We start from the raw sequence: 26,141 nt of genomic DNA, 5'->3' as shown, positions 1-26,141 counted from the left end.
AGCGGTTGCGAAATCTGAACTCGCATATTGTTTTTACGGAGTCAACGAGCCTTCTCGTCGGCGCCGGCGATGGCGAAAAACAGTGCGGGAATCAGGATTTCGACGGCAAGCATGACGATCCAGAACGGGTGCGGCTGTCCCCTGTCGATGAGCGACGCCACCCGGCCGAGCCCTCCCACCAGCAGCCCGGCGGCGAGGAACCGGACGGCAATGCCGGGAATGGGCGACTGGCGGGCCACCCAGATCCAGGCCACGCCGTAGACGGCGAACAGCCCGGAGAAGAAGCGCTCCTGGCTGTCGGTGCTCGCGGTGATGCCACCCCCGCCGATGACCGTTCCGCCTCCACCGATGAGGTGATAGAGGCCAATGGCCACACAGATCACGCCGGTAAGGATCGCCAGATACTTCAGCACTTTGTCCATCACTGCGCCCTCCGAGTAGCACCAACTTGATAGAACGTTCTAGTGAGGACCGTACAATGCGACGAAGCCGGATACAAGGCCCCGAAAGGACACACCATGCCCGCCGACACGCGCGACCGTATCGTCGCCGCCACCTGCGAGTTGTTCCGTCGACAGGGCATGACCGGTACTGGCCTCAAGCAGATCGCGCAGAGTGCGGGTGCGCCCTTCGGATCGATTTACCACTTCTTCCCCGGGGGGAAGGTGCAGCTGGCGGACGAGGCGATTCGGACCGCCGGGGGGATGTATCGGGATCTGGTGCTGGCACTCTTCGATCAGGGCGGTCCCGATCTGCCAACCACCATCCGCACCGCGTTCGCGGCCGCGGCTGACAACCTCATCGCGACCGACTACGCCGACGCGTGCCCCATCGCCACCATCGCCCTTGAAGTGGCGAGCACCGACGAGCTTCTCCGTCGAGCCACCGCCGACGTCTTCACGGACTGGATCGATCAGGGTGTCGACCGCATCTCCGGATCAGGTCTGCCGTATGAGGTGCGCAGGCGCCTCATGCTGGGATTCATCACCAGCCTGGAGGGTGCGTTCGTCTTGAGCCGGGCGCTGCGTAGCCCCGAGCCGCTGTTCGCCGCGGGCGAGACGGTCGCGGCGGCCGTCTCGGCCGCTCTGGTCACCGAGGGTGCGCTGCCGGAATAAAGCGGACTACGGTCCGGTTATAGAGGCATAAGAACTCTCACCAGGAGGTTTGCATGCCAGCCATCACCGTGTCGTCAATGGACGCCCTGACTCTGCCGCGCATCCCCATGCCCGAACCCGTCGATGCCGAACGTCCGGTGCGGTCCATCACCAGTGGACCCCGCGGATACGAGGGCGAAGGTTTCCCCGTCGTGCGCGCCTTCGGCGGGGTGCCATCGGCCGAATTGGACCCATTCATCCATATGGACCAAATGGGTGAGGTGGACTATGAACCGGGCGAGCCGCGCGGAACGGATTGGCACCCGCATCGCGGATTCGAAACCGTCACCTACATGATCGACGGCAGGTTCGCCCACCAGGACTCCCACGGCGGAGGCGGACTCATTCACGACGGGGCCACCCAATGGATGACCGCTGGGTCAGGAATCCTCCACATCGAAACTCCCCCAGCCGAATTGGTGGAGAGCGGCGGAATATTCCACGGCATTCAGCTCTGGGTCAACCTGCCGGCTCGCGACAAGTTTCTGACTCCGGCCTACCAGGCCATCGAGGGGGCGCAGACCACGCTGGTGAGCTCGCCCGATGGCGGTGCGCTGGTGCGGATCATTGCCGGAGACATCGGGCCGCATCATGGTCCGGGCAGTACGCATACGCCAATCACCCTGGCGCATGCGACGATCCAGCCTGGTGCGCAGCTGAACGTGCCCTGGAACCGGGAGTTCAACGCGCTCGTCTACGTTCTGTCCGGACGTGGTTCAGTGGGCGCGTTGGGGCACCCGATCGAACAGGGGCAACTCGCGGTGCTGGGTCCCGGCGATCGGATCACGCTGCAGGCCAACGCAGAACAGGATGGCAACCGCCCGGCATTGGAAGTGCTCTTGCTCGGCGGCCGCCCCATCCGTGAGCGTGTGGTGGCCTATGGCCCGTTCGTGATGAACACCAAGGCCGAGTTGATCCAGGCGGTTGAGGACTACCAGGCGGGCAAGTTCGGCGCCATTCCCCCGAATGCGCTGATGCCTCACGTCGCGCGCTAACCGCGAAGCGCCTATCGCCGGAATGCCCGGCGGTAGGCGCTCGGCGTTGTCGCGGTGACCTTGCGCAGATGCGTCCGCATCGCCGTCACGCTGCCAAACCCACATTGCGCGGCAATGGATTCCATGGTCATATCGGTATTCTCCAGCAATTCACGGGCGCGGGTGGCGCGCTGCACGTCGAGCCACCGTTTGGGCGTGGTGCCGACTTCCTCCCCGAAGCGCCGGTTGAACGTGCGAAGGCTCACATGCACGTGCCGCGCCAGTGTCGACACATCGTCGATATCGGCGAGACGCTCAGAGGCCCAGCTCAGGGTCGGGCCGAGTCCGCTGGAATCGTGAGAGGTCACGGTCGGCGGGATGAACTGGGCCTGGCCACCATCACGATGCGGCGCCATCACGTTCCATCTGGCCATCTCCGATGCCGCCGCCGCCCCCAGCTCGCGTCGCACCACATGCAGGCACAGGTCCATGCCCGCCGAGAGCCCCGCCGAGGTGAGGATGTCCCCGTCATCCACGTACAGCGCATCGGGCCGCAGATCCACCCGCGGATAGAGCGTGCGCATGTCATCGCAGTACTCCCAATGTGTGGTGGCAGGGCGCCCATCCAGCAGGCCGGCGGCCGCGAGAACGAAAGCACCCAGGCAGATGCTGAAAATCACGGCGCCGCGTTGGTGCGCGTTCGCCAGAGCGTTCAGCACATCATCGGGTGGCGGATAGTCGTGCGGGGCCCGCGCGGGGACGACAACGATATCGGCGGTCTGCAGCGCATCGATGCCGTGTTCCACATCGAGAGTGAAACCGTCTGGTGTCCAGACACTTCCGGGCCGATGGCCACAGGTCACCAGATCGAAACCATCCGGCTGGCCGGATCGCCCGGGACCCCTGCGGAACATCTGCACGGCGCATGCCAGGTCGTAGGTGATGACGCCATCGAGCGCGAGTGCCGCCACCGTCTTGGTGCCCATGGCTCACTATGGCATGAATCCGAGCATCTATGGCATTCATGCCACTGTTCGTTGTGGGCGCACGGGCCTTGACTGAGCCCATGACGAGCGAATTCGACTGGCACTGGGCGACGCGGACCGGCGGCGAGGTCTCGACGGCCCAGCGCCGGGCATTGTTGGGACGCTTGTTTCGTGCGTTGCCCGCAATGGTCAGCGATGCCGTCAAAACCAGGATGGGCCGGCGCGGGCAGGGGCGTGTCGAATTCGGATCGATCGCGGTACCCGATAGCGCGCTCGCACGTGCCGCCGAGCAGGAGGCACGTGACTCGGTGACACCGCACGTACTCGAACACTCATACCGCACCTACTTTTTCGGGAAGGCGCTGGCCGCATTCGACGGCGCGCAGGTCGATGACGAGCTCGTCTACATCGCGAGCCTGTTGCACGATCTACAACTCGAGCACCCGACGCCCGGACGGTGCTTCGCCGTCGTCGGCGGGCAGCGCGCCGCACAGTTCGTCAGGGATCGAGGTGCCACCGAGGACCGCGCGCAGGCGGTGGGCGCCGCCATCGCGGCACATATCACCCTTGGCGCCAGTGAAAACCTCTCAGATCCGGGCGGATTCGTGTCGGCCGGTGCGGGAACCGATGTCTTCGGCCTACGGCTGTCGGACCTCGACGCCGCCTGGGTGGATGAGCTGCTGTGTCGACATCCTCGGCTGGAATTCAAGCGGCACATGCTCAAGGCCTGGGCGGCCGAGGGCGCCGCGGTACCGCACGGTCGCGCTGCGTGGCTGACCCGTTATGCGGCGTTCCCGCTACTGGTCAAGGCCGCCCCCTTTGACCAGTAGGGCTATCGCCGCAGCAGTCGGCGCAACAGATGCAGCGCGACAGTGGTGGAACGCTCACGAATCTGGTTGCGGTTTCCGGGGATAACGACCTGGAGGTCGGCCTTCTCCCCCGCCGCGGTTTTCACACAGAAGCACACCGTGCCCACCGGCTTCTCCGGCGTTCCACCGCCGGGACCGGCCACACCCGTGGTCGACATCGCGATATCGGCACCCAGCGCCTTCAATGCGCCGTCCGCCATGGCCTCGGCGACCTGCGGAGACACCGCGCCGTGCTCGGCGAGTAGCTGCCGATCCACATGCAGCTGGCCAATTTTGACATCGTTCGCGTAGCTGATCACCCCGCCCAGGAAGTATTCCGAAGAGCCCGGCACATCGGCGATCCGTGCCCCCAACAGCCCTGCTGTGCACGACTCCGCCACGGCCAGGCGCTTCCCGCGGAGCAGTCCCGCCACCAGTTGGTCGACGGTTGAACCGTCGGAGGAGAACAGCGCCGCACCATGTCGGGCCTGGATGAATTCGTAGAGGCGAGTCCACAGATGCTGGGCGGACGCCTCGAATCGGGTGACCACCTCGACCTCGCTGCGTCGCAGGCAGGTCGTGATCTCCAGTGCGGCAAGGTCTCCTAACGCACTTTCGGCGAGGCGCAGCGTCTCTGCGATATCGGGCTCGGTGATTCCGTACAGACGCAGCGTGGTCTGCTCGATGGCCGTGACATCGTCGCCGAGGAGCGCCCGGAAGGGCCCGGCCTCGACGGCCGACGTCCACATTCGCTGGAGCTCATGTGGAGGTCCGGGCAGCACCACGATGAGAACGGCACCCGTGCTCATGATCGCTCCCGGCGCAGTGCCCACCGGATCAAGTACCTCACCTTGCGCCGGCACGAGTGCCTGTTTGGCGATGCCGACGCGCAGCGCCTCCCAGTCCACATTCTCCCAGCGGTTCGCCATCGGACGCAGCCGATTCATGATGGCTTCTTCCAGATTGGCGTCGAAAACAAGTGTGGTACCGGCAAATTCAGCCACAGTCGGTAGCGTCATATCGTCGGCTGTGGGCCCAAGGCCGCCGGATGTGACGATGAGATCCACACCTTGATCGGCAAGAAACTGCAGTTGTGCCGTCAGATCCTCTTTGCGGTCTCCACACACACAAATATGTGCGACATCGACGCCCACTTCCCGAAGATGTTCGGACAGCCACGGGCCATTCGCATCGGCCACCCGCCCGGTGAGGACCTCCGTACCCGTGACGACGATTCCCGCGCGCAACATGTCAGCAGCCTAGGCCGGTAGGTTCGGTGTTATGGATGAGGGCGCCATCATCGAATACATCGTCACGACGTTCCCGGACCTTCGGCACGAGGTTGTGCAGGGCAACTGGTTCTTCTTCCGCGGCTCCGACCGCCAGATGCCCATCATCACCCTGATGTCGAACGAGGCGTTCGACACGTACTCCGATCTGGGGCGACCGTCGGTGTACCGGCTCAACATCGGGGTCAGCGGTGACACCTTCGACAGCGTCGTCTCGGTCGGAGACGACGAACCGACCGACGCCGACTACACCGAGTTCGACCGGGTTCTCCCCCATCCCGAATATGGCGGCGCCAAATGGGTATGCGTGGTCAACCCGGGTGAAGACACCTTCGGTGAGGTGATCCGTCCGCTGCTGACCGAGGCGTATGCGCGCGGTCGGCGCGATTAGCTTTCTGCGACGTGGGCCCACAGCTGGCGGGTAACCACGGCCTCGCCGAGGGTGGGCAGGGTGAGCCCCTCATTCTGGAAGCCGTGTGCGGAGAGCGCATCGATCAGGGGCTGGTCATCGGTGCGCGCCGCAACCACGATCCGCCTCGTGGCTGATGGAGCACGCGTCAAACGCCCGGCCAGGTCTGCGACTGTCGGGGCGAGCATGTCCTCGGAAACATCGGGATGCGGCCTACTGATGAGCTCGGTGGTGGAACTACCCGGATCGACGGAAATCTCGACGCACCCCATGGTCTTGCCCGAAACATCCAACACCACTTGGCTATTCGTAACAGAGGTGGTGTGCCGACCCCAGTTGCGCAGTTCGTAATGCCCGCGCGCCACGAGATCGCACCAGGAAACCCGTGATCGACACCCGGGTACCCCGGCGGTTGCGTTGCCTGAGAACGTGTCCCGCTTGTGGCGTAGCGCGGCCAGGTTCTCGGCGGTGTTGCTCTGAAACCAGATCTGATGATCGGTGGGCTTTCCGTCGTACATGCGCAGCTTGCGGCATGTCTGCAGCTCTGACCAGCCCACGGCCTGGGCCAGTCGTTGCACCGGAACGTTCTGAACCGCCAGCGGTGCCACCGCGTGCGGAATGTTCGGATTGGCCTCGAAACCGGTGATGATCAGCGATGCCTGCGCCCACATGGTGGCCGTGTGGGGAACACCGGCCGTCCATGTTGATACCTCGGTACCGCCCGTTCGTGGGTGCCGCCCCGCCATGGCGAGATGGCCCACCACCTGCTCACGGCCTCCATCGAGATGTACGAGCAGACAAGAAACCCACCCCCGTGCCGCGTCGGAGAGTGCCTGCTTCCAGGTATGAATCCACATGTATGGCGAGTGCGCACCCGACCACGCCATATCCGTGCGGCCGAACGCCGGCGCCAGCCGCTGCTCATACCGCAGGTTGGTTTCCCGCCACGATGCACCATCGGAGAGCCGCGGCGTGCGCAGCATGACCGTCATACCGTCGATTTCAACCGGCCCCAGGCATGGCGGGGTGGGTCCGTCGCTTGCACGCACCTCGGCAGGGTAGCGCACCGAGGCGGACACGAATGGCCGATTAATCGGCCACTGCGAGAAGACGATTGCTGTGTACAGGCTGTCTATTTTGGATGTGGAGTCGCTACGAGAGTCCACATCCGCAGGGTGCCACCGTCGTCACCGAGGGTCGGTGGCGCGTCACCTTCGTCGATGAAACCAAGCGCGGCGAGCCGATCCGCAAGGGTCCTGTCGACAGCACTGACCGCGATGACCGTCCGGCGCGACCGATCAGGGCAAGCGGTCAGGTGGCTCGCGAGTGCGGTCAACGCCGAAACGCGGGCGTCGTCTGATATCCGCGACTCGAATCGCGGCACCAATTCCGTTGTCGACGTGCCAACGTCGGAATGGACCTCGATTGAACCGCCAGGCCGCGCGGCCACCGTCACTCGGTATCGCCCACGGCCGGCCGACTCGACCTGCACCACTTCGCCACTGGCAGCAGGTATTTCGAACACGGTCTCCGGTGGGGTCGTTCGCAGCGCGGCGCCGATCAACTGACGGGTGCGGATCACCGCGAATCGGGCCCATGCCGTCAGATACTCAGCATCCGGCAGGCGGGCCCGCGAAGGCGTCAAAGGTGTTCTCGTGATGGGAATTTCCGAGAGTCGGTGCCTGACCGAGTCGCGGTACTCGGCCGTGTTCGCGAGAATCCACATGTGATGGTCCGATACCTGCCCGTCGTATGTGCGCAGGGCTCGACGTGTCTGTAGCTGGGTCCAACCCATGGAGTGCGAGAATCTGTTTGCGCGCACGTTCGATGTCGCGGTCGGCGCCAGCGCATGCGGGATGGCGGGGTTTTCTTCGAACGCGGAGAGCACCGTGGTCAGCTGTGCCCACGTACTCACGGCCGAGGGAACATCGACCGCCCAGGTCGAGATCTCGGCGCCACCGGTTCGTGGATCTGTTCCGGTCATCGAGAAATGGCCGACGACCCTTTCGGCGCCCTCATCGATCCTTACCAGCAGATACGAGACTCCCCCTGCTCGCGCGTCCGCACGGGCCGAACGCCAGGTGTCCACCCAGATCACCGGTGAATGTGCACTCTCCCAGTCCATGTCCTCACGATTGAACGCCGGCGAAAGCCGTTCGGTGAAGGTCAACGCGGTCGTGCGCCAGGATGGGCCGTCCGCGAGCCGGGGCGGCCGTAGCATCACCGTCACCCCGTCGATCGCGACGGGACCTCGGTCCACCGACGACCGGTTTTGGGATTTGCTAGGCACCGAGCCAGGCTACAGGAGAAAAATTCGCTCTGTGATGGTCCTCAGGAGGCAGGCACCAGGACGAGTGGAACCCGCTTCGCGCCGATGAGGCGATGCGACACAGACTGCCCGAGCAGTGCCTCCACTGCCGATGCCGGTCCTCCCCGTGGGCTACCCAGGATGATCATCAGCGCCGCGTGCTGGTGCGCCACGGCGAGAAGCGCAGCGGTCGCGGACCCATGGGCGCGATGGTACTTCCAGGCCACTTCCTGGCCGGAGAGCTCTTCCAGCGCCTCCGCCTCGGCTGCGGCAACCGCGGTGCCCGCCTGAGCTTCCCAACTGTCCGTGTCGGGATCCGAGGGTTCGTCGTCCATGTCGAGGACATGCACCACGTGTACACACGCGTCGAGGCGCCGGGCCAGATCGATCCCGAAATGCAGCGCGGCAGTGCTCGGCGGGTATCTGTCCCATCCGACCACTAGATGCAGATCGGGCTCGTCGGTCATAGTGACATCTTCACGCCATCGACCATGCCAGCGCTAGTCCCGCGGCGCATGCTCCCACGGTGCCCAGCAGGGTGCCGAACGTGTTGCACAGGGCGAGGAACCATTCACGCCGCTCAATGAGTCGCACCGATTCGACGCTGGCAGTGCTGAAGGTTGTATAGCCACCACAGAAGCCGGTTCCCAGGACGGTCAGCAATGTTGACGGAGAATGGTGGAAGATCACCGCTCCCGCCAATACGCCGATGACGGCCGACCCGGTGAGATTGATGAGCAGCGTCGCCCAGGGAAAAAGGTAGGTCCGTCGATGTTTGATGGCGGAATCGACGACGAATCGCAACACCGCGCCCAGTGCCCCGGCGAGTATCACGGCGATGACTATCACGCCGAACCCCCCGAGTAGCGCGCGAGGGCTTGTGCGGCAGCGGCTATCCCCGCCATCGCGGCGGCCAAACCCGCGGCGACGCTGACCAACGCGTACCCGACGGCGATACCCGAAAATCCGTTGCGGGCGAGAGTGCTGATCTCCAGCGCGAGTGCGCTGTAGGTGGTGAAGGCGCCGCAGACACCCGTGCCAAGAAACAACCGGGCCCGCTGACGCCAGCCGCCATCGGGCCCCAGCAGCATGAGGGTTTCCAGCAGCACGCCAAGGACGAACGCTCCGGTCAGGTTGACCGCGAATGTTCCCCAGGGCCACGACGCGCCGGAGGCCGGCCACATCTGCTCGAACCAGTACCGCAGCCCGGTGCCGCACATGCCGCCGAGAAACACCCACAGCAGTGCGTACGGCCGCAGATGTAGGGGGCGCGGGAATTCCTCGCGTTGTCCACCAGTCACATTCGGTCCCATCGTGTTACGACTCATCAACACAGGAACTATCAGCCGTCAGTGGCGGTTCGGGACAAGCCCCGGCGAGATCCATCGCGCGTGACGAATATAGCGCGAGGGCCGTCAGTACACGTCGCGGACGTAACGTTTTTCGGCCACGAGTCCCTTACGGAACTCGAGGGCCTCTTCGCCCGATAGCCGTCCGTGCTTCTGAGCAATCGTGAGTAACGCGCCGTCGACGTCTTTGGCCATGCGGCTAGCATCTCCGCACACGTAGAGATGTGCGCCCTCCGCGAGCCACCGCCACAGCTGAGCCCCCTGCTCCATCATGCGGTGCTGAACGTAGATGCGTTTCTGCTGGTCGCGCGAGAATGCGAGATCGAGTCGCCGCAGGGAGCCGTCGCGTAGGAAGCCGTCGAGCTCCTCGCGGTAGTAGAAGTGCTGGGTGCGGTGCTGGTCGCCAAAGAACAGCCAATTGGGCCCGGTGTGTCCCAGTGCGCGACGTTCTTGGAGGAACCCGCGAAAGGGGGCGATACCGGTTCCTGGGCCGATCATGATCATCGGCGTTTCCGAGGTACCGGGCGGACGAAAGTGCGGTGATCGCTGCAGGAAGATCGGGACGGGAAGTGTCTGCGCACGGTCGGCCAGAAAGGTCGAACCCACACCACCGCGAGCCGAGCCATCCGGTCCGCGGTACCGGACGATGGATACCGTCAACGCGACAGACCTGGGGCTGACCAGGGGGCTCGACGAGATTGAGTACTGGCGTGGGGTGAGTCGGATGAGAACCTGCTGCCACTCATCGATATCGGCGCGGATGGGAAATTCGTGAAGCACATCAAGGGCATTGCGGCCGTGCAGCCACAGCTCACGCGCCGCGGTGTCAGGGCCGCACAACAACTTGACGGCGGGTTTGTCGCCTCGCCGGTCGGCGACGAAGCGCAGCAGATCGTCCGTGACGCGACATATGTCGTAATGACTGGCGAGCGCGGTGGCCAACGGGAGTTCACCCCCATCGATCGTGATCGGCCTCTCTGCGTCGAAACCGGTTGCGGCGAGCCAGCGTTGGACATCTTCATCGCGGTTCGTCGGATAGATCCCGAGCGCGTCGCCCACCGAGTAGTCGACATCATGGCCGGTCAGGTCGAACTCGATGCGCCGCACTTCCTTGCCGGACCCCGGCGCCGACAGAATCTCGTTATGTGACAACGCAGCCAGAATGGGCGCGTTGCGGGTGAATATCTCCGGCGCGGCCACCGGCAGCCCGTCGCCGCGCAATCGCTTGACCGCCTCGGTGCTGGCGGCGGTGCCTTCCCCGATTGCCTCCAGGAGGTCCGCGGTCCACGATGCGACCAGCGAACGGTCGGTGGCCTCGCCGTCCACCCGGCCAAGCACTGGAGTAGCGCCGAGCTCGTGCAGGCGGGCATCGAGTGCCTTCGCGTGGCCGCAGAAATCCGCATACGCGCGGTCACCGAATCCCAGCACCGCATAACGCATGTGGTTCAGGGGTTTTGTCTCGCCGGAGAGCGTCGACCAGAATCGCGCGCCGTTATCGGGAGGTCCGCCCTCGCCGAAGCTGCTGGCGATCAGCACGGCCGTACGGACCTCGGCGAGATCGGCGGGGTCACACTCGTCCATCGCGGTGATCGTCGCGGAGATCCCCGCCGCCGCCAGAAGCTTGTGCACCGAGGTGGCCGCGGTCTCGGCGTTGCCGGTCTGCGATGTCCACAGAATTGCGATGTCCCCCAGCGCTTGTACGTGCGTGTCGGGCGCGGTATCGATAATTGTCCGCCCGGTGGGGCGCAGCGCGACGGCGCTGACCTTGAATTCGGGCTGCAGCGAATCCGGGTCGACGGCGTCGTTGGTCACCGCGTTGATCGCCAGGCCCGGCCCCTGCGCGTCATTCCAGTGGAAGGGGACGAAACAGCTGCCATGCCTGGTTCTGTCGCTGATGATCGCGGGCAGCTCGGCACTACCGCGGCGCGAGGCGATTTCGACAACATCACCCTCGGTGATCCCGAGGGTCACGGCGTCGCGCGGGTGAATCTCCACAAAGGGCGCCGGATGGAGCCGGTCGAGGGCCTTGATGCGCCCAGTCTTGGTGAGTGTGTGCCAATGATGCTGTAAACGACCGGTATTCAGGATCATGGAGTATCCGTCGCCCGCGAGTTCCGCGGGATCGCGATGCGCCCGGGCGTGGAACACCGCCCGGCGAGACGGGGTGGGGAACGCCAGCCGCGGCGTGATGCCGTTCTCATCGACGTACAGGTCCTGGCTGATTCCGTCATTCAGGTAGCGAATCGGGTTACGGTCCCCCGCATTCTCGGGCGGGCACGGCCATTGCACCGGACCTTGCCGTAACCGGGTATAGCTCATGCCCCGCATGTCATACCCGGTGCGCGGATTCCAGAATGCGCGGATCTCCTCGAAGACCTCCTCACTCGAGGAGTAGTCGAACGCATCGCCGAACCCCATCGCGGTGGCGACATCGCAGATCAAACGCCAGTCAGGTTGGGCATCCCCCGGTGCGTCGGCGGCCCGGTTGGTCAGCGTCACCGTGCGCTCCGAGTTGACCGATACGCCATCGGATTCGGCCCACAGGGCTGCGGGCAACAACATGTCCGCGTAGTCGTTGGTGGCCGTAGCAAGGAACGCGTCTTGGGTGATCACCAGCTCGGCGCGTTGCAGACCGTCGATTACATTCTGCCGATTAGCCACCGAAGCAACGGGATTCGTGCAGATAATCCAGCATGCCTTGATGTTTCCCGCGGCCATCTGCGCGAACATATCGACCGTGCCGGCACCGAAGTCCGTGCGAAGGGACCCGGGCGCAAGTTCCCATTGCCTCTCGACGAAGTCTCGATCGGCGGCGGATTTCACGGATCGCTGGCCCGGCAGCCCCGGCCCCATGTAGCCCATTTCTCTACCGCCCATCGCGTTGGGCTGGCCGGTCAGCGAGAACGGTCCGCTGCCGGGGCGAGAGATTGCCCCGGTGGCCAAATGCATATTGCAGATGGCGTTGGTGTTCCAGGTGCCATGAGTGCTCTGGTTGAGGCCCATCGTCCACAACGTCATCCATTCGCGCGCCTCCCCGATCCACCGGGCGGCGGTGCGGATGTCGTCCTCGGCCAGCCCCGTGATCGCCGCCACCACCGGCGGCGCGTAGCTGGCGAGGAACTCGGGCATTCCTGCCCAGCCCTCGGTGTGCTGGGCGATGAATTCGGAGTCGATATCACCGTTTTCGACGAGCAGATGCAACAGGCCATTGAGCAGGGCCAGGTCGGTTCCCGGACTGATCTGCAGGAACAGATCGGCGCGTTCGGCGGTGGCGGTACGGCGTGGGTCGACCACGATCAATCGGGCTCCGCCGCCGAGCCGGTCGGCCATGCGTAGGAACAGAATCGGATGGCAGTCGGCCATGTTGGCGCCGATGACAAGGAACAGGTCGCTCTGCTCGATATCGGAGTACGACCCGGGAGGCCCGTCGGCCCCCAATGATTGTGTGTAACCGGTGCCCGCGCTCGCCATGCAGAGACGAGAGTTCGATTCGATCTGTGTGGTGCGGATGTAGCCCTTCGCAAGTTTGTTGGCGAGGTACTGCGCCTCCAGGCTCATCTGACCGGATACGTACAACGCGATCGCATCGGGTCCGTGAGTGTCGAGGATCTGGCGTAACCGCCGGCCCGCCTCGGTGGTTGTCGCCGCCAACGGCGCCGGAACAGGCTCCTGCCCGCGGCCCGGACGAACATGTGCCGTCGTCATGCGTCCGTCGGCGGCCATCAGTTGCGCATGGGTGGCGCCTTTGGTGCACAGGCGGCCATGATTGCTCGGGTGCAGGGCATCGCCCTCTACGGTGGCGATGGTGACCGGACCTGCCGAACTCGTCTCGGCACGCACGACGACACCGCAGCCGACACCGCAATACGAGCAGGCGGCGCGGTGCGCGGTGGGCGGCGCGCCCAGTTCGGTCACCCCGTCATAGTGAGTCACGCAGATTCCCGAATTCTTCCGCCGAGGTTATCCAGCTGTCACGGCGCCCTCACCGCAAGGATCTATGGTGCGTGAGGTGGTGAGCTCGACCGCGCCGTGTCGTTAGAGCACCGACGAACCAGGTGTTCTACTAGCATCAGCACCGGTTGACGCTCGTTTCCTGTAGTACACATCCTCGAAGGAGCTAGACATGGTGTTGAACATCATTTGGATGATCATTCTTGGCCTGATCGTTGGCTGGATCGCCCGATTGATCGTGCCCGGCAAGGAGAACTTCGGCTGGATCGTCACAGCGTTGCTGGGCATCGTCGGTGGTTACGTCGGCGGGACGCTGGGAAGTCTGGTGTTCGCCCCACACAAGTTCACGGTTACCCCGCCGATCAATCACGCCTTCCTCGGTGCGTTGGTTGGCGCGGTGCTCCTGTTGGTCGTCTACAAGTTCGTCGCAGGAAAAACCAAGAGCTAGTCAGCGCCAAGCCGCGACTCGCCAACACAGCGCGGCAATGACGGCGTCGCCATTGCCGCTGTGCTTCCCGGCGAACTTGACCCTGCCCCCGAGTTCTTCACCGAACTCCAGGGCAGGGTCAGCGCATTGGCCACCTTGCCCACGCTGATCGTGTGGGCCGCCGATGCGGATGACAAATACCGTGCGCGACCCGAAGCACAGTTCTGCCCACGACGATTCGATCGAATCGTCGTGGGCAGAACTGTGCCGAGAGCTAGACGGGGACCCCAGGCGCCGGGGGCGCCGCAGGCGGTGCCGGGGGCGCGGGCTGCCCGGGAGCAGCAGGTTCGGGAGCCGGTGCACCCGGTGCCGCGGGAGCAGGTGGCGGCGGCTGGTTCGGATCGGCCGGCGGGGGCGGCGGCTGGTTGGGGTCAGCCGGCGGGGGTGCCGGCTGGTTGGGATCAGCGGGCTGCCCGGCCGGAGGCGTGGCAGGAGTGGGCGGTGTCCATGGGCGAACCGAGTCGGTCAGGGCCTTGGCCACGCCCTTGTCCACCGGTGAGGCCGATGTGCCGAGCCAGACGATGAACCAGCGATCTTTACCCTTGCCCACGGCCGCGGCCCAGATCTGGCCGGGCTCCTTGGCTGCGTCGTCGAATTTGACCTCGTAGTAGGAGGACGCCGCGGGCATGCCCGCCACCTCGAAACTCTGATCTTCCTGGTTGACGCGGTTGCCCGGGTACGGCATGAAAAACTCGCCCATATCCGACGCCAGCCTGCGGGCCGCCTTCTGGTTATCGGGCTCGGCGCCTGCGAAGAGCTTGAGGTCGAGGCGACCCAACAGAATGCTTCCGTTCGGTGCGGCCGGATTGGTCAGCAGCGCCGATCCGTAGGTGAGCCTGCGGGCATCCGACTGCGCCCAGCCTTGCGGCACAACATAACTGAATCCGCCTTGGTCATTGTTGACGCGTCCCCCGTCTGCCGGCGCGCCGGGTGCCGGCGGCGACGCGGGCGCGGGTGCGCCGGGTGCCGGAGGCGGCGTGGGCGCGGGTGCGGGTGCGCCAGGCGGAGGTGTCGTCACCGTCGTCGGAGTCTCCGGATTGGGTGCCGGTTGACCGGGAGCGGGCGTTGCGGGCGGCGGAGGAGCGTCGGTTGTCACCAGGTGGATATCCGCCGTGCGCACCGATGCCGGCGCCTGAGTGACCGGTCCGGCGACGAGCGTGATGGCACCTGCCCCGGACAGCGAAGCGACCGCGATAGCGGCCGCCATCACTCGTGCCTGGTGCGCCCGCTTGCCCGCCGATGTTGCCCGTGGTTGCTGCATGTCCATGAACGTACCGTTTTGTCCAGCACGTGCAAGCCTAACCGGCAATCGGCGCGCCCGATTTGCCGACCGCTGCCAGTGGCGCCACTGCGCGACCATTCGATGCGGTGGCAAGGGGTTTGGCTGACCAGAAGCAAACATACGTTTCCTTTCAAAGGCTACCGAAATCCACGTCCCCAGCTATTGCGCCGCCTGAATGACGACCTCGTGGGCCTTGACGGCAAAGTATGCCGACGCCTCGGGTGCCAGCTTGAGTTCTGCCGCGGCGGCCGCGGTAATATGTGCCGTGAATATCGTGGCTCCCGCAGATGCCGTTACAACCACGGTGTCCGCATGGGCGCTCAAGGTCGTCACAGATACGGCAATGACGTTGCGCGGGCTACCTCCTGGTGGGGACAGATGCACGCCGACAGCACGCGGCCCGAACACCGCGACGGCGCGCTGACCCTGCACGGGGCTTCCGATGCCGGACCACACGCCATGGATGACAAGGTCGTCGACGTGTAGCGCGCCGTCCTGGCCCACGGTGCCGTCGAGGAGGTTCACGCCCGCGAACCGAGCGCCAAACTGGCTGGTCGGCCGGGCCAAGACTGTGGTGGTTTCGCCCAACTCAGCGATACGACCCGAGTCCAGCACCATCACCCGGTCGGCGATGGCTACCGCATCCATGATGTCGTGCGTCACGATCAGCGCGCTTTGTCCGTCGCGGCCCAGCACCCGCCCGAGCAATGCCCGGACGGCTGGCGCACTCTCGGCGTCGAGACCGGACAGCGGCTCGTCGAGCAGCACCAGCTCGGGCTCGGCGGCCAGCGCGCGGGCGATGGCCACCCGCTGCGCCTGTCCCCCGGACAGTTCACCGGGTCGGCGTCCCGCCAAATCGCGCGCACCGACCGATTCCAGCCAGTGCTCACGCGCGCCGGACACCTCGTCGCGGCGCCTACCGCGCATCCCGAACTCGACGTTACCCGCGACCGTCAGGTGTGGGAACAACAACGCCTCCTGTAGCAGTAGCGCCGTGCGTCGTTGGTGAGTGGGGACGAAAGTGCCCGTGGCACAGTTGGTCAGCACGTGATCGCCGAGCCATATCTCACCGGAATCGGGCCGTAGCAGTCCGGCGATGAGCCCGAGTAACGTGGACTTACCGGCCCCATTGGGGCCGACGATCGCCAGCGTCTCTCCGGGCGCGACGGTGAATGTAGCCTGCACGCCGCGGCCGGAATGTCCTGCGTCGAATCGCAGTTCGCTCATCGCCGCCACCCGTCCGGGCGCCAGGTCCGTGCACCGACAACGGCCAAGACAACCGCTGCCACCGCCGCCAAAAGCAACGAAAGCGCCACGGCCGCTTGCGCATCGGATTCACGCTGCAGGTAGATCTCCAGCGGCAGGGTGCGCGTGACGCCCTGCCGTGAACCCGCGAACGTCAAGGTGGCACCGAATTCACCCAGCGAGCGCGCGAAGGCCAACACCGTGCCCGATATCAGCGCCGGCATGACCAGTGGCAGCGATACGCGACGCAGGACGGTGGTCGGGGGTGCCCCCAGGCTGGCCGCCACATGGTCATAGCGTTCCCCCGTCGTAACCAGCGCACCCTCAAGGCTGATGACGAGGAACGGCAGCGATACGAAGGTCTGTGCCAGCACCACGGCGGAGGTGGAAAACGCTATTCGGATTCCGGCGGCGTCAAGGTAGTGCCCGAGTAGTCCCAGCTTGCCGAAGGCATAGAGCAGCGCGATACCGCCGACGACCGGTGGCAGCACCAGGGGCAGCAGAATCAACGGGCGCAGCAGCCGGGACAGCCACCCGGGCCCGCGGGCCAACACGAGGGCCAGCGGCACCCCCAACAGCAGGCACAGCGCAGTGCTCGCGAGGCATGTCCTGAGGCTCAGCGCCAGCGCCGCCCGCGAGGCGGGGCTCGTGACCAGCGCCGGGAACTGCACCCAGTCGGCCTTCACCACGAGTGCCAGCAGTGGCAGCACGATGAGCACCGCCCCGATGGCCGCCGGCAGATAGACCCACCGGGGCAGACCGGGCGCCGGAGTCACGGCGCGGAGAACCCCGCCGCCGCCAGAGTCTTGTGTCCGACGTCCCCGGTGACGGTTTCGATGAACTGGTTCGCGCGTTCCGGATTGCGTGAATTTGTGGTCACCGCAATCGGATAGGTGTTGACGATGGACTGCGCCCCGGGAAACGTGACGGCGGTGACCTTGTCACCGGCGGCCTTGGCATCGGTGACATACACCAGACCGGCGTCGGCTTGCCCCGCGATCACCTTGTTGAGCACGTCGGTCACCGAGGACTCTTCGCTGACCGGATTCAGTTGCACTCCAGTCTCTTTGGAGGCCGTGGCGGCGGCCGCACCGCACGGTACCTGCGGCGCGCACACCACTACGTCGAGACCCGGACGCGCCAGGTCGGCGAAGGTCGCGATGCCCTTCGGATTACCCGGGGCGGCAACGATCGTGAGCGAGTTGGCGGCGAAGTCGACGGGATTGATCACCGCATGCGCCTTCCATGCCTTGTCCATGTTGGCCGAGTCCGCGGTGGCCAGTAGGTCGGCCTCGGCGCCTTGGCTGAGCTGCGTGACCAGGTCCGAGGAGCCGGCAAAGGTGAACTCGACCGTGGTTCCGGCGTGGGTAGATTCGAAAGACTTCCCGATCTCGGTGAACGCCTTGCGCAGCGACGCGGCGGCCAGTACGTGTAGCCGGACAGCGGCAGCCTCGGGGCCCGCCGACGAGTTCGTCGCGCCGTCGGCGGGTGTCGTTCGTGAGCCGCAGCCGGACATGGCCAGCGAACCCGTGAGGAGAACCGCGGCGAGAAGTTTCCACGCGCTGCTGGTCGGGAGAATCCACGCTCTGCTGGTCACCGCCACAACCCTAGCGGTCGCCCGGGCGATATACGGTGGTCGAGGGTATTGCTACCGTCCAGTAATATTGGGCGTCAAACCCGTGCGACCCGGCCACCAAATCCGGGGTATGAGGTCCGGGTTGTGTCACGATCAAGCTGATCAGGCCTGGCTTCAGGTGCGGATTGGTAAGGCTTTCAGGAAGGTAAGGAAGGTACCGCCATGGACGTACTGGTAACCGGAGCGGTTAACGAGGTCGGCCGGGCGGTGGCGGCGGAGTTCCGCAACGCCGGCCATCGGGTTGTCATCACCGGCCCCAACGCCGATGAGTTGGAGATCGCCGCCAAGGAACTCGAGGTCGACGCCATCGTGTGCGATAACTCGGACCCGGACAGCCTGGAGGAGAACCTCGAGCTGTTCCCCCAGCACCTCGATGCCATCGTCAACATCCCCAACCCGGTCTGGAGCGAGCCCGGCCCGCATCTGGGCACCCTCACCGACACCGGAGAGGCTTGGCTGTCGCGGTACGAGTCCAGCGTGCTGACCGCCGTGCTGACGGTGCAGGCCATCGGAGACCACCTGCGTTCCGGTGCGGCCATCGTCAACCTGTGCACATTGGGCACTCGTGACCGATCGGGCGCAACCACTGCCGCCAAGGCCGCACTCTCGGCGTGGACCGCCGAGCAGGCCGAGCGGATGGGCACCCGCGGGATCACCATCAACACCATCGCACCCGGGCAATCGGCCGAAGCCAACTACGACGGCCTCGACAGCGCCGAGGATGCGCAAGATCTGGTCGGCGCCGAGATCGCCCGGCTGGCGTTGTTCCTCACCAGCCCCCAGGCGCGGCACATCACCGGTCAGACCCTGCACGTCAGCCGCGGCGTCCCCGCCGGCGTCAGCTAATCTGGAGCTGGAGCGCACTCCAGCTCCAGATCCTCGAATTGCCTTGCGCGGCAAGACCGTAATGCCGCATTGGCGCATCGCGCGTAGGCTGGCCGAGTGACCATTCGGCTCGGATATCAGATCCCCAATTTCTCCTACGGCACCAGCGTTGCCGAACTCTTCCCCACCGTCGTCAATCAGGCGCGCGAAGCGGAGGCGTCGGGTTTCGACACGGTCTTCCTGATGGATCACTTCTATCAGCTGCCCATGATCGGCACCCCTGATCAGCCCATGCTGGAGGCCTACACCGCCCTGGGCGCATTGGCGAGTGCCACCAGCACCATTCAGCTGTCCACGCTGGTCACCGGCAACACCTACCGAAACCCGACCCTGCTCGCGAAGGCCGTCACCACGCTCGACGTGGTCAGCGGTGGACGAGCGATCCTGGGCATCGGTGCGGGATGGTTCGAGCTGGAACACCAGCAGCTCGGGTTCGATTTCGGCACATTCACCGACCGCTTCGAGCGGTTGAGCGAGGCGCTCGAGATCATTGCGCCCATGCTCCGCGGTGAGCGCCCCACCTTCGAAGGCAAGTACTACCGCGCCGAGACGGCGCTGAACGAACCGCGGATCCGCCCGAACATACCGATCATGATCGGCGGCAGCGGCGAGAAGAAGACGTTCGGTCTGGCGGTCAAATACGCCGATCACCTCAATCTGCTCAGCTCGCTGGATGAGATCCCGCACAAGCTGTCGGTGCTAAGACAGCGCTGCGAGGAGGCGGGGCGTGACCCGGCCACACTGGAGACCTCTGCCTTCTTCTCGGTGTTCATCGATGACGACTCGGCGACGGCGTGGAAGCTGGCTGCTGAGCAGCTGCGTAAAAACGGTCTTGACCTGGAGACCCTGCCCGAGGATGTCCGGGCGCAGGTACTCGGACGCACCCTGGTGGGTAGCCCGGAGGAAATCGCCGAGCAGGTGCAAACCCGGATTCTGGATCAGGGAATCGACTCCGTGACCCTCAACGCAACCGTGAACGGGCACGTCCCCGGCGTGGTGGAACTGATCGGCAACACTCTTCGCCCGCTGTTCAAGGACTAGTCGGACGGATTCGGTCTCTCTCGCGCGATCCTTCGGCAGGATGTGGGATATGGACGCGCCGTTCAGCTTGAAACCTGCCGCTACCGCCGTGGAGGCGCTTCTTCCCGGGGTGTCGGACGACGCGCTGGACAACTCGACTCCCTGCGCGCCGAACTCACGGTGCGTGCGCTGCTGAATCACCTGATGGGTCTGTCGACGGCCTTCCGGTACGTCGTCCAACCCGAGGAGGCCGCGGCTCTCGGTATCGACCTCTCCGGCCCGTCGTTCACCGAGGACCTTGATCCGCAGTGGCGGACCTTGTTGCCGCAACGTCTCGCCGACCTCGTCGAGACCTGGGCGCAGCCTCGGTCATGGGATGGCGAGTCGACCATCGCGGGAACCGTCATGCGCCATGACCAGGTGGCGATGGTGGCCCTCGACGAACTGGTACTGCACGGCTGGGATTTGGCGGCCGCGACCGGGCAGCCGTTTGACCTACCGGTGGGCACCGATCCGGGCCTGTACGAGTTCATCAGTGCACTCGCCTCCGACGACGGAATTCCGGGTTTGTTCGGCCCGCAGCGGGCGGTTTCCCCGGATGCCCCACAGTTCGATCACATGCTCGCCATGTCGGGACGTGATCCAGGCTGGCGACCGCAGGGTATGTGAGATATTTCGCTAAACTAACTGACGCGACGTGAGGGGAAATCCCGACTACGGTTGGGGTGTTGCACCAAGTGTCAGACAAGGTGAATAAGCCCAGTTGAGACACCATTCGATGAGGAGTGATCGATGAGCACGACACCAGACGCCGCCAGCTCTGCGGCGCCTGCCGAGGCCAATCCGAAGCCCAAGATCAAGGACGCGCTGACACCGACACACCGGGTCGTCATCATCGGGTCGGGGTTCGGCGGCCTGACCGCCGCGAAGACCCTCAAACGTGCCAACGTCGACGTCACGCTGATCGCGCGCACCACCCACCATCTGTTCCAGCCGCTGCTGTACCAAGTGGCCACCGGGATCATCTCCGAAGGGGAGATCGCTCCCCCGACGCGCCAGATCTTGAAGGACCAGGACAACGCGCAGGTGGTTCTCGGCGATGTGACCAGCATCGATCTGGAGAATCAGGTCGTTCATTCCTCGCTGCTCGGGCATGACTACTCCACGCCGTACGACAGCCTGATCGTCGCCGCGGGTGCGGGTCAGTCCTACTTCGGGAACGACCACTTCGCCGAGTGGGCTCCGGGTATGAAGTCCATCGATGACGCTCTGGAGCTGCGCGGCCGCATTCTGGGCGCCTTCGAGCAGGCCGAACGCTCCAGTGACCCCGTCCGGCGCCGCAAGCTGATGACCTTCACGGTGGTGGGTGCCGGTCCGACCGGTGTCGAGATGGCCGGGCAGATCGCCGAACTGGCCAACGAGACCCTCAAGGGCACCTTCCGGAACATCGATCCCACCGATGCCCGGGTCATCCTGCTCGATGCCGCGACGGCGGTACTGCCGCCCTTCGGCCCAAAGCTGGGAGACAAGGCGCGCAAGCGTTTGGAGAAGCTCGGTGTTGAGATCCAGTTGGGCGCCATGGTCACCGATGTGGACCGCAACGGACTGACCGTCAAGCATTCCGACGGCACCGTGGAACGCATCGAATCCTGGTGCAAGGTGTGGTCGGCAGGCGTGTCCGCGAGCCCCCTGGGCAAGAACCTGGCCGAGCAGTCGGGTGTCGAGCTGGACCGCGCCGGACGCGTGAAGGTCGGTTCGGACCTCTCGATTCCGGGTCACCCGAACGTCTTCGTGGTCGGCGACATGATGGCGGTCGACGGTGTGCCCGGTGTCGCCCAGGGCGCCATTCAGGGTGGGCGCTATGCGGCCAAGCAGATCAAGGCCGAGCTGAAGGGGCGTAGCGCCACAGAACGCCCCCCGTTCAAGTTCTTCGACAAGGGTTCGATGGCCACCGTGTCGCGATACAGCGCGGTGTGCAAGATCGGCCGGTTGGAGTTCAGCGGGTTCATCGCGTGGGTCATGTGGTTGGCACTGCACCTCGTCTACCTCGTTGGCTTCAAGAACCGGCTGGTGACGCTGATCCTGTGGTCCATCGCCTTCATCACGCGCTCACGCGGGCAGATGGCCATCACCGAACAGCAGGCCTGGGCGCGAACACGCCTGGATCAGCTTGAGGAACTCGTCGCCGAGAAGAACGGCGACGAGGATGCCATCGCGCAGCCGCAAGAGGAAAAGGCCGCGAGCTAGTCAGGGTTAGTCCGACGGAAGACGCCGCCCCTGCCAGGTAAGCAGGGTGGCGTCACCCGCGAGGCGTAGTACGGTGGCGTCGACCGGACTGGGCGGCGTGGAATCCATTGCGGGGTAGCACAATTCGCTGATCAGTGCGAGAGGGCGACCGAGTTCGTCATCGGTCACCGATCCGGCGCCGAGTTCGACACGATGACGTAGTAGCGGCCGATCGTCGATATCCGCGTCGAGCTGGCCGGTCCAGAATCCCGACGACTCCCCTGTCCTGCCGATCTGCACGCGCTCGCGCAGCCGCAGGCTCGCATTAACCGATCCGCGAACGGTGACGTGAGAGTGGTGAGAGGCGGTGGCCGCCACGATGGTGGGCGCCGGGTCGAGGTCCAGCCCGCCCGCCACCGAACAGTCCCACGCCGTCGAGGACTGAAGGGTGTCGCGGCCGGGCAGGGCCACCGCGGCCGCCACGGACCGCACTCGCAACAGCACCCCTTCACCGACTTCGATGCGCACCGAGATCTCGTCGCCACCAAGCGGACTCGCCGCCACGCCGACCAGGTGCACGGTATCGGCGTCGGTCAGTCGGCACTGCAGGCTTCCTGAACAGCGCAAGCGTGGGAGTCGGCCCTTCTCCGCAATGATCTCGACGTCAGTGCGCATGATCCAGATGGTGCCGCACCCACGCCAACACCTCGGCGGCCGTCGGGTCCTCGGTCAACGAGATCATCGCGGTAGGCCGGCCTTCGCGTACCGCCGCCGCATCACGGGCCATCACGCCCAAATCGGCCCCCACCATGGGTGCAAGATCGGTCTTGTTGATGACCAGCAGGTCCGAGAAGGTAACGCCGGGACCGCCTTTGCGTGGCACCTTGTCACCACCGGCGACGTCGACCACGAAAATCTGCACGTCGATCAGGCCCGAGGAGAAGGTGGCGGTCAGGTTATCGCCACCCGATTCGACGAGGATCAGGTCGAGTGGATCATTGGTCGCGATGAGATCCTCGATGGCATCCAGGTTCGCGGTGATGTCGTCGCGGATCGCGGTGTGCGGGCAGCCGCCGGTCTGCACCGCGGTGATGCGCTCATCGGGAAGTACCGCGTGGCGGCGCAGAAAGTCGGCATCCTCGGTGGTGTAGATGTCGTTGGTCAGCACCGCCACCGAGATCTCGTCGCGCAGCGTGCGGCACAGCGCGGCAACCAGCGCGGTTTTACCCGACCCCACCGGCCCGCCGATCCCGATGCGCAGCGGCTCCCCCGGTTGACGGACCCGGCGCGGCCTGTCGATGTGCTGATGGGGCTGGCCGTCGAGGAGGTGCGGTGGCATGTTGATCCAATCGTGGTTGTGCGTGAAAAGCCTAAAACCCTAAGAACTACGAAACAAACAGCGGGCGTTCGCGTGTGAGATGCTGCTCGGCGAGCACATCCAGGAGCGGGTCCGACAGGCAGGCCAGCCCGGAACTGGCCAGTGTCGCGGTCTCCTCACACAGTCCCGTCAGGGCCAGGGTGCCGACCGCTACCTCCGCCGGGTCCAGAGCCAGCAGTCGCTGTCCTGCCGTGGCCGACCCGGTCAGGGTCGTGTACACGACGACGAGGGCGATATCGCGGCCCGACAAACCTGCTGCCGCGCCCATGATGCCGTACACCACGGCCAGATGTGGCTGCCGGCCGTGCGCGGGCCAATCGATATGCGGCCAGGCGCTCCCGGCCAGGCGCTTGAGTCCGCGGCCCTGGGCGCGGGAGGCCTCTCGCGCGGCCTGCGACGGCGTGCGTGCGTCCGTTTCGGCATCCGCACGCACCGGATCCAGCCGCCCCGACGTGATGGCGGCAGCGATGGACGCCGCGACAAGGCCATGAGTCCGGATGCGGCGCCGTAGATAGGCATTGAGCGTCGCACCGTCCCGCACGAGCCCCTGGGCTATGGCCTCTTCCACCCCGCCGGAATGCACATGCGACCCGGTCGGCAATCGGGAATCAGCCAGTGACAGCAGCAGGGCGGACGTCGCAGACGCATCGGTAGACCCCATCAGAACAGGAAATACCGTTGCGCCATGGGCAGTTCGGTGGCCGGCTGCTCCTGCCACACCTCGCCGTCGATACGTACGGTGAAGGTATCCGGATCCACTCGGATGTCCGGCATCGCGTTGTTCAAGGGCAGGTCGGCCTTGCCGCGATGGCGGACATTGCGAGTGGGAACCAGTCTGCGCCGCAGCGCAAGCCGCGCGGCGAGGTCGTCCTCGATGGCCGTCGGCGAGACGAAATGCACGGCCAACCCCGGTGCCACGTTGGGCATCGCGCCGAACATGGGCCGAGGCAGCACGGGCTGCGGGGTGGGAATGGAGGCATTGGCATCACCCATGGCCGCCCACGCGATGGCACCGCCCTTGATGACCACGTGCGGCCGGACCCCGAAGAACGCCGGTTCCCACAACACCAGATCGGCCAGCTTGCCGACTTCGATGGAACCCAGCTCGTGATCGATGCCGTGGGTAATCGCCGGGCAGATGGTGTATTTCGCGACATACCGGCGGACCCGGTTGTTGTCGTTACCCTTGGCTCCGGCAGGGTCCCCTTCCAGCGCGCCGCGGCGCTTCTTCATGACGTGCGCGGTCTGCCAGGTGCGCATCACCACTTCGCCGATACGCCCCATGGCCTGGCTGTCACTGCCGATCATCGAGATGGCACCGATATCGTGCAGTAGGTCCTCGGCCGCGATCGTGGACGGACGAATCCGGCTCTCGGCGAAGGCAAGATCCTCCGGCACGGCGGCATTGAGATGGTGGCAGACCATGAGCATGTCGAGATGCTCGTCGAGAGTGTTGACGGTGTGTGGGCGCGTGGGATTGGTGGAGCTGGGCATCACATTCGGGTGGCTGGCCACGGTAATGATGTCTGGAGCATGGCCTCCACCGGCGCCCTCGGTGTGGTAAGCGTGGATCGCGCGTCCCGCGATCGCCTCCAAAGTGCCTTCGACAAAACCTGTTTCGTTGAGGGTGTCCGAGTGCAGGGCGACCTGAACATCCGCCTCATCCGCGACGCGCAGGCAGGCATCGATCACCGCGGGCGTGGTGCCCCAGTCCTCATGCAGCTTGAAACCTGCCGCACCGCCGCGCAATTGCTCCCACATCGATTCGGGGTTTACGGTGTTGCCCTTGCCCAGCAGCAGCACGTTCACCGGCCAGCTGTCGAGTGCTTGCAACATCCGGCCCAGATGCCATGCGCCGGGCGTCACCGTGGTGGCCTTGCTGCCCTCCGCGGGGCCGGTGCCACCCCCGATCATGGTGGTGATGCCACCACCGATGGCCTCGTCGACCAGCTGCGGGCAGATGAAATGGACGTGACAGTCGATGCCGCCCGCCGTGACGATCCGGTCATTGCCGGCGATGATCTCGGTGGACGGGCCGACTATCAGCTGGGGATGAACCCCGTCCATGATGTCCGGGTTGCCTGCCTTGCCGATGCCGACGATTCGGCCGTCCCGAATGCCAATGTCGGCCTTGATGATCCCCCAGTGGTCGATGATGACAGCGCCGGTGATGACGGTGTCGGGTGCTCCTTCGGCGCGGGTGAGACGGCTCTGCCCCATCGACTCGCGCAGCACCTTGCCACCGCCGAAGACTGCCTCTTCGCCCGCCAATCCGGGACCGCCACATCGGTCTTCGGTGATCTCGATGAGCAGATCGGTATCGGCCAATCGGATGCGGTCACCCGTCGTCGGTCCGTACAGCTTGGCGTAATGCTCCCGCGACAGCCGGGTCATGCGGGTTCACCGCCATCCAGCCGCCCCGGAGCATCGAGCGTCAGTCCGTGCACTTCACGGCGACCGCGCAAGGGCACCAGCCGAACCTTCTGGGCGACACCGGGTTCAAAGCGAACCGCGGTACCAGCGGGAATATGTAAGCGGTGCCCATGCGCGGCCTCCCGGTCGAAATCAAGTGCCGGGTTGGATTGAGGGAAGTGGACGTGGCTGCCCACCTGTACCGGACGGTCGCCGGTGTTGACGACGTCGAGCTCGATGACGGTCGCACCAGCGTTGAGTTCGATGGCGTCTGGCGCGAAGAGGTATTCGCCGGGAATCAT

At 65.2% G+C, this 26,141-nt stretch carries 26 protein-coding genes, 1 pseudogene and 1 riboswitch; of the genes and pseudogenes, 9 read left to right on the top strand and 18 right to left on the bottom strand.

Annotated elements, in window-relative coordinates; translation table 11 throughout:
* Positions 1–41: 41 nt before the first annotated feature.
* Positions 42–422, bottom strand: a complete 381-nt coding sequence (locus DSM43276_RS10870; protein ID WP_078331143.1) for a DUF4345 domain-containing protein — start codon at positions 420–422, stop codon at positions 42–44.
* Between the two features lie 96 nt (positions 423–518).
* On the opposite strand from DSM43276_RS10870, the gene DSM43276_RS10865 reads away from it, so the two are divergent.
* Together DSM43276_RS10865 and DSM43276_RS10860 are read left to right on the top strand one after the other, a co-directional pair.
* Positions 519–1,115: a TetR/AcrR family transcriptional regulator gene (locus tag DSM43276_RS10865; RefSeq protein WP_078331213.1), complete on the top strand. Its 597-nt coding sequence runs from the start codon at positions 519–521 to the stop codon at positions 1,113–1,115.
* A 53-nt stretch (positions 1,116–1,168) separates the two neighbouring features.
* Positions 1,169–2,149 (top strand): pirin family protein, encoded by a 981-nt coding sequence (locus DSM43276_RS10860; RefSeq protein WP_078331142.1) that lies wholly within the window; start codon positions 1,169–1,171, stop codon positions 2,147–2,149.
* Positions 2,150–2,160: 11 nt separating this feature from the next.
* Here DSM43276_RS10860 and DSM43276_RS10855 read toward each other — a convergent pair whose 3' ends face one another.
* Complete coding sequence (locus DSM43276_RS10855; RefSeq protein ID WP_078331141.1) at positions 2,161–3,114, bottom strand: GlxA family transcriptional regulator; 954 nt, start codon at positions 3,112–3,114, stop codon at positions 2,161–2,163.
* A 29-nt stretch (positions 3,115–3,143) separates the two neighbouring features.
* On the opposite strand from DSM43276_RS10855, the gene DSM43276_RS10850 reads away from it, so the two are divergent.
* Positions 3,144–3,944, top strand: a complete 801-nt coding sequence (locus DSM43276_RS10850; RefSeq protein ID WP_078331140.1) for an HD domain-containing protein — start codon at positions 3,144–3,146, stop codon at positions 3,942–3,944.
* A 2-nt stretch (positions 3,945–3,946) separates the two neighbouring features.
* On the opposite strand, the gene DSM43276_RS10845 is transcribed toward DSM43276_RS10850, so the two are convergent.
* Positions 3,947–5,212, bottom strand: coding sequence for a competence/damage-inducible protein A (locus DSM43276_RS10845; protein WP_078331139.1), 1,266 nt, complete (start codon positions 5,210–5,212; stop codon positions 3,947–3,949).
* 31 nt (positions 5,213–5,243) lie between these two features.
* Here DSM43276_RS10845 and DSM43276_RS10840 point away from each other — a divergent pair, with 31 nt between their 5' ends.
* Entirely contained in the window at positions 5,244–5,642 is a 399-nt protein-coding gene (locus tag DSM43276_RS10840; protein ID WP_078331138.1) for a DUF6194 family protein, read from the top strand.
* Here the strand turns inward: DSM43276_RS10840 and DSM43276_RS10835 are convergent.
* The 6 genes from DSM43276_RS10835 to DSM43276_RS10810 form a co-directional block, all read right to left on the bottom strand.
* Entirely contained in the window at positions 5,639–6,826 is a 1,188-nt protein-coding gene (locus DSM43276_RS10835) for a GNAT family N-acetyltransferase (RefSeq protein WP_136629038.1), read from the bottom strand. The two genes, DSM43276_RS10840 and DSM43276_RS10835, sit on opposite strands and share 4 nt — an antisense overlap.
* The gene (locus DSM43276_RS10830) at positions 6,793–7,950 is read right to left on the bottom strand and encodes a GNAT family N-acetyltransferase (RefSeq protein ID WP_136629037.1); all 1,158 of its coding nucleotides are present in this window, start codon (positions 7,948–7,950) and stop codon (positions 6,793–6,795) included. Before DSM43276_RS10830 ends, DSM43276_RS10835 begins: the two co-directional genes overlap by 34 nt.
* 41 nt (positions 7,951–7,991) lie before the next feature.
* Entirely contained in the window at positions 7,992–8,435 is a 444-nt protein-coding gene (locus DSM43276_RS10825) for a universal stress protein (protein WP_078331135.1), read from the bottom strand.
* Between the two features lie 10 nt (positions 8,436–8,445).
* On the bottom strand, positions 8,446–8,817 hold the full coding sequence (locus DSM43276_RS10820; protein WP_078327256.1) for a fluoride efflux transporter FluC: 372 nt from the start codon (positions 8,815–8,817) through the stop codon (positions 8,446–8,448).
* Positions 8,814–9,281 (bottom strand): fluoride efflux transporter FluC, encoded by a 468-nt coding sequence (locus DSM43276_RS10815; RefSeq protein ID WP_109556270.1) that lies wholly within the window; start codon positions 9,279–9,281, stop codon positions 8,814–8,816. Before DSM43276_RS10815 ends, DSM43276_RS10820 begins: the two co-directional genes overlap by 4 nt.
* A 13-nt stretch (positions 9,282–9,294) precedes the next feature.
* Positions 9,295–9,367, bottom strand: a riboswitch (Fluoride riboswitch).
* A gap of 16 nt (positions 9,368–9,383) precedes the next feature.
* Positions 9,384–13,232 (bottom strand): bifunctional nitrate reductase/sulfite reductase flavoprotein subunit alpha, encoded by a 3,849-nt coding sequence (locus DSM43276_RS10810; protein ID WP_078331133.1) that lies wholly within the window; start codon positions 13,230–13,232, stop codon positions 9,384–9,386.
* 208 nt (positions 13,233–13,440) lie between these two features.
* On the opposite strand from DSM43276_RS10810, the gene DSM43276_RS10805 reads away from it, so the two are divergent.
* Positions 13,441–13,716 carry a GlsB/YeaQ/YmgE family stress response membrane protein gene (locus DSM43276_RS10805; protein WP_078331132.1) on the top strand — a complete coding sequence of 92 codons (276 nt, stop codon included), beginning with the start codon at positions 13,441–13,443 and terminating at the stop codon, positions 13,714–13,716.
* Between the two features lie 253 nt (positions 13,717–13,969).
* Here the strand turns inward: DSM43276_RS10805 and DSM43276_RS10800 are convergent, their stop codons facing one another.
* The 4 genes from DSM43276_RS10800 to modA all read right to left on the bottom strand — a co-directional run bounded on the left by DSM43276_RS10800 (position 13,970) and on the right by modA (position 17,798).
* Entirely contained in the window at positions 13,970–15,016 is a 1,047-nt protein-coding gene (locus tag DSM43276_RS10800; protein ID WP_078331212.1) for an APA family fibronectin-binding glycoprotein, read from the bottom strand.
* A 180-nt stretch (positions 15,017–15,196) separates the two neighbouring features.
* Positions 15,197–16,264 (bottom strand): sulfate/molybdate ABC transporter ATP-binding protein, encoded by a 1,068-nt coding sequence (locus DSM43276_RS10795; RefSeq protein ID WP_078331211.1) that lies wholly within the window; start codon positions 16,262–16,264, stop codon positions 15,197–15,199.
* The gene (locus tag DSM43276_RS10790; RefSeq protein WP_078331131.1) at positions 16,261–17,058 is read right to left on the bottom strand and encodes an ABC transporter permease; all 798 of its coding nucleotides are present in this window, start codon (positions 17,056–17,058) and stop codon (positions 16,261–16,263) included. The genes DSM43276_RS10795 and DSM43276_RS10790 overlap by 4 nt, the downstream gene beginning before the upstream one ends.
* Positions 17,055–17,798 (bottom strand): molybdate ABC transporter substrate-binding protein, encoded by a 744-nt coding sequence (gene modA, locus DSM43276_RS10785; protein WP_109556275.1) that lies wholly within the window; start codon positions 17,796–17,798, stop codon positions 17,055–17,057. Before modA ends, DSM43276_RS10790 begins: the two co-directional genes overlap by 4 nt.
* A 282-nt stretch (positions 17,799–18,080) precedes the next feature.
* Here modA and DSM43276_RS10780 point away from each other — a divergent pair, with 282 nt between their 5' ends.
* The 4 genes and pseudogenes from DSM43276_RS10780 to DSM43276_RS10765 all read left to right on the top strand — a co-directional run bounded on the left by DSM43276_RS10780 (position 18,081) and on the right by DSM43276_RS10765 (position 22,070).
* On the top strand, positions 18,081–18,764 hold the full coding sequence (locus DSM43276_RS10780) for an SDR family oxidoreductase (protein ID WP_078327261.1): 684 nt from the start codon (positions 18,081–18,083) through the stop codon (positions 18,762–18,764).
* Positions 18,765–18,860: 96 nt separating this feature from the next.
* Positions 18,861–19,844: an LLM class F420-dependent oxidoreductase gene (locus DSM43276_RS10775; RefSeq protein WP_078331129.1), complete on the top strand. Its 984-nt coding sequence runs from the start codon at positions 18,861–18,863 to the stop codon at positions 19,842–19,844.
* A gap of 49 nt (positions 19,845–19,893) precedes the next feature.
* A pseudogene (locus DSM43276_RS10770) lies at positions 19,894–20,492 on the top strand (TIGR03086 family metal-binding protein).
* A gap of 123 nt (positions 20,493–20,615) precedes the next feature.
* A complete protein-coding gene (locus tag DSM43276_RS10765; protein ID WP_109556269.1) occupies positions 20,616–22,070 on the top strand; it encodes an NAD(P)/FAD-dependent oxidoreductase in 1,455 nt (484 codons plus the stop codon).
* Between the two features lie 6 nt (positions 22,071–22,076).
* On the opposite strand, the gene DSM43276_RS10760 is transcribed toward DSM43276_RS10765, so the two are convergent.
* The 5 genes from DSM43276_RS10760 to DSM43276_RS10740 are packed head-to-tail and all read right to left on the bottom strand — an operon-like array spanning position 22,077 to position 26,141.
* The gene (locus tag DSM43276_RS10760) at positions 22,077–22,724 is read right to left on the bottom strand and encodes an urease accessory protein UreD (RefSeq protein WP_078331128.1); all 648 of its coding nucleotides are present in this window, start codon (positions 22,722–22,724) and stop codon (positions 22,077–22,079) included.
* Positions 22,714–23,388, bottom strand: coding sequence for an urease accessory protein UreG (gene ureG / locus DSM43276_RS10755; protein WP_078327265.1), 675 nt, complete (start codon positions 23,386–23,388; stop codon positions 22,714–22,716). Before ureG ends, DSM43276_RS10760 begins: the two co-directional genes overlap by 11 nt.
* Positions 23,389–23,434: 46 nt before the next feature.
* Positions 23,435–24,088 (bottom strand): urease accessory protein UreF, encoded by a 654-nt coding sequence (locus DSM43276_RS10750; RefSeq protein WP_078331127.1) that lies wholly within the window; start codon positions 24,086–24,088, stop codon positions 23,435–23,437.
* The gene (locus DSM43276_RS10745) at positions 24,088–25,821 is read right to left on the bottom strand and encodes an urease subunit alpha (RefSeq protein WP_078331126.1); all 1,734 of its coding nucleotides are present in this window, start codon (positions 25,819–25,821) and stop codon (positions 24,088–24,090) included. Before DSM43276_RS10745 ends, DSM43276_RS10750 begins: the two co-directional genes overlap by 1 nt.
* Positions 25,818–26,141, bottom strand: a complete 324-nt coding sequence (locus DSM43276_RS10740) for an urease subunit beta (RefSeq protein ID WP_078331125.1) — start codon at positions 26,139–26,141, stop codon at positions 25,818–25,820. The genes DSM43276_RS10745 and DSM43276_RS10740 overlap by 4 nt, the downstream gene beginning before the upstream one ends.

It is taken from the genome of Mycobacteroides salmoniphilum (assembly GCF_004924335.1).
Classification (GTDB): Bacteria; Actinomycetota; Actinomycetes; order Mycobacteriales; family Mycobacteriaceae; genus Mycobacterium; species Mycobacterium salmoniphilum.
The sequence above is the reverse complement of the archived record's forward strand: the minus strand, read 5'-3'. Positions and strand labels throughout refer to the sequence as shown.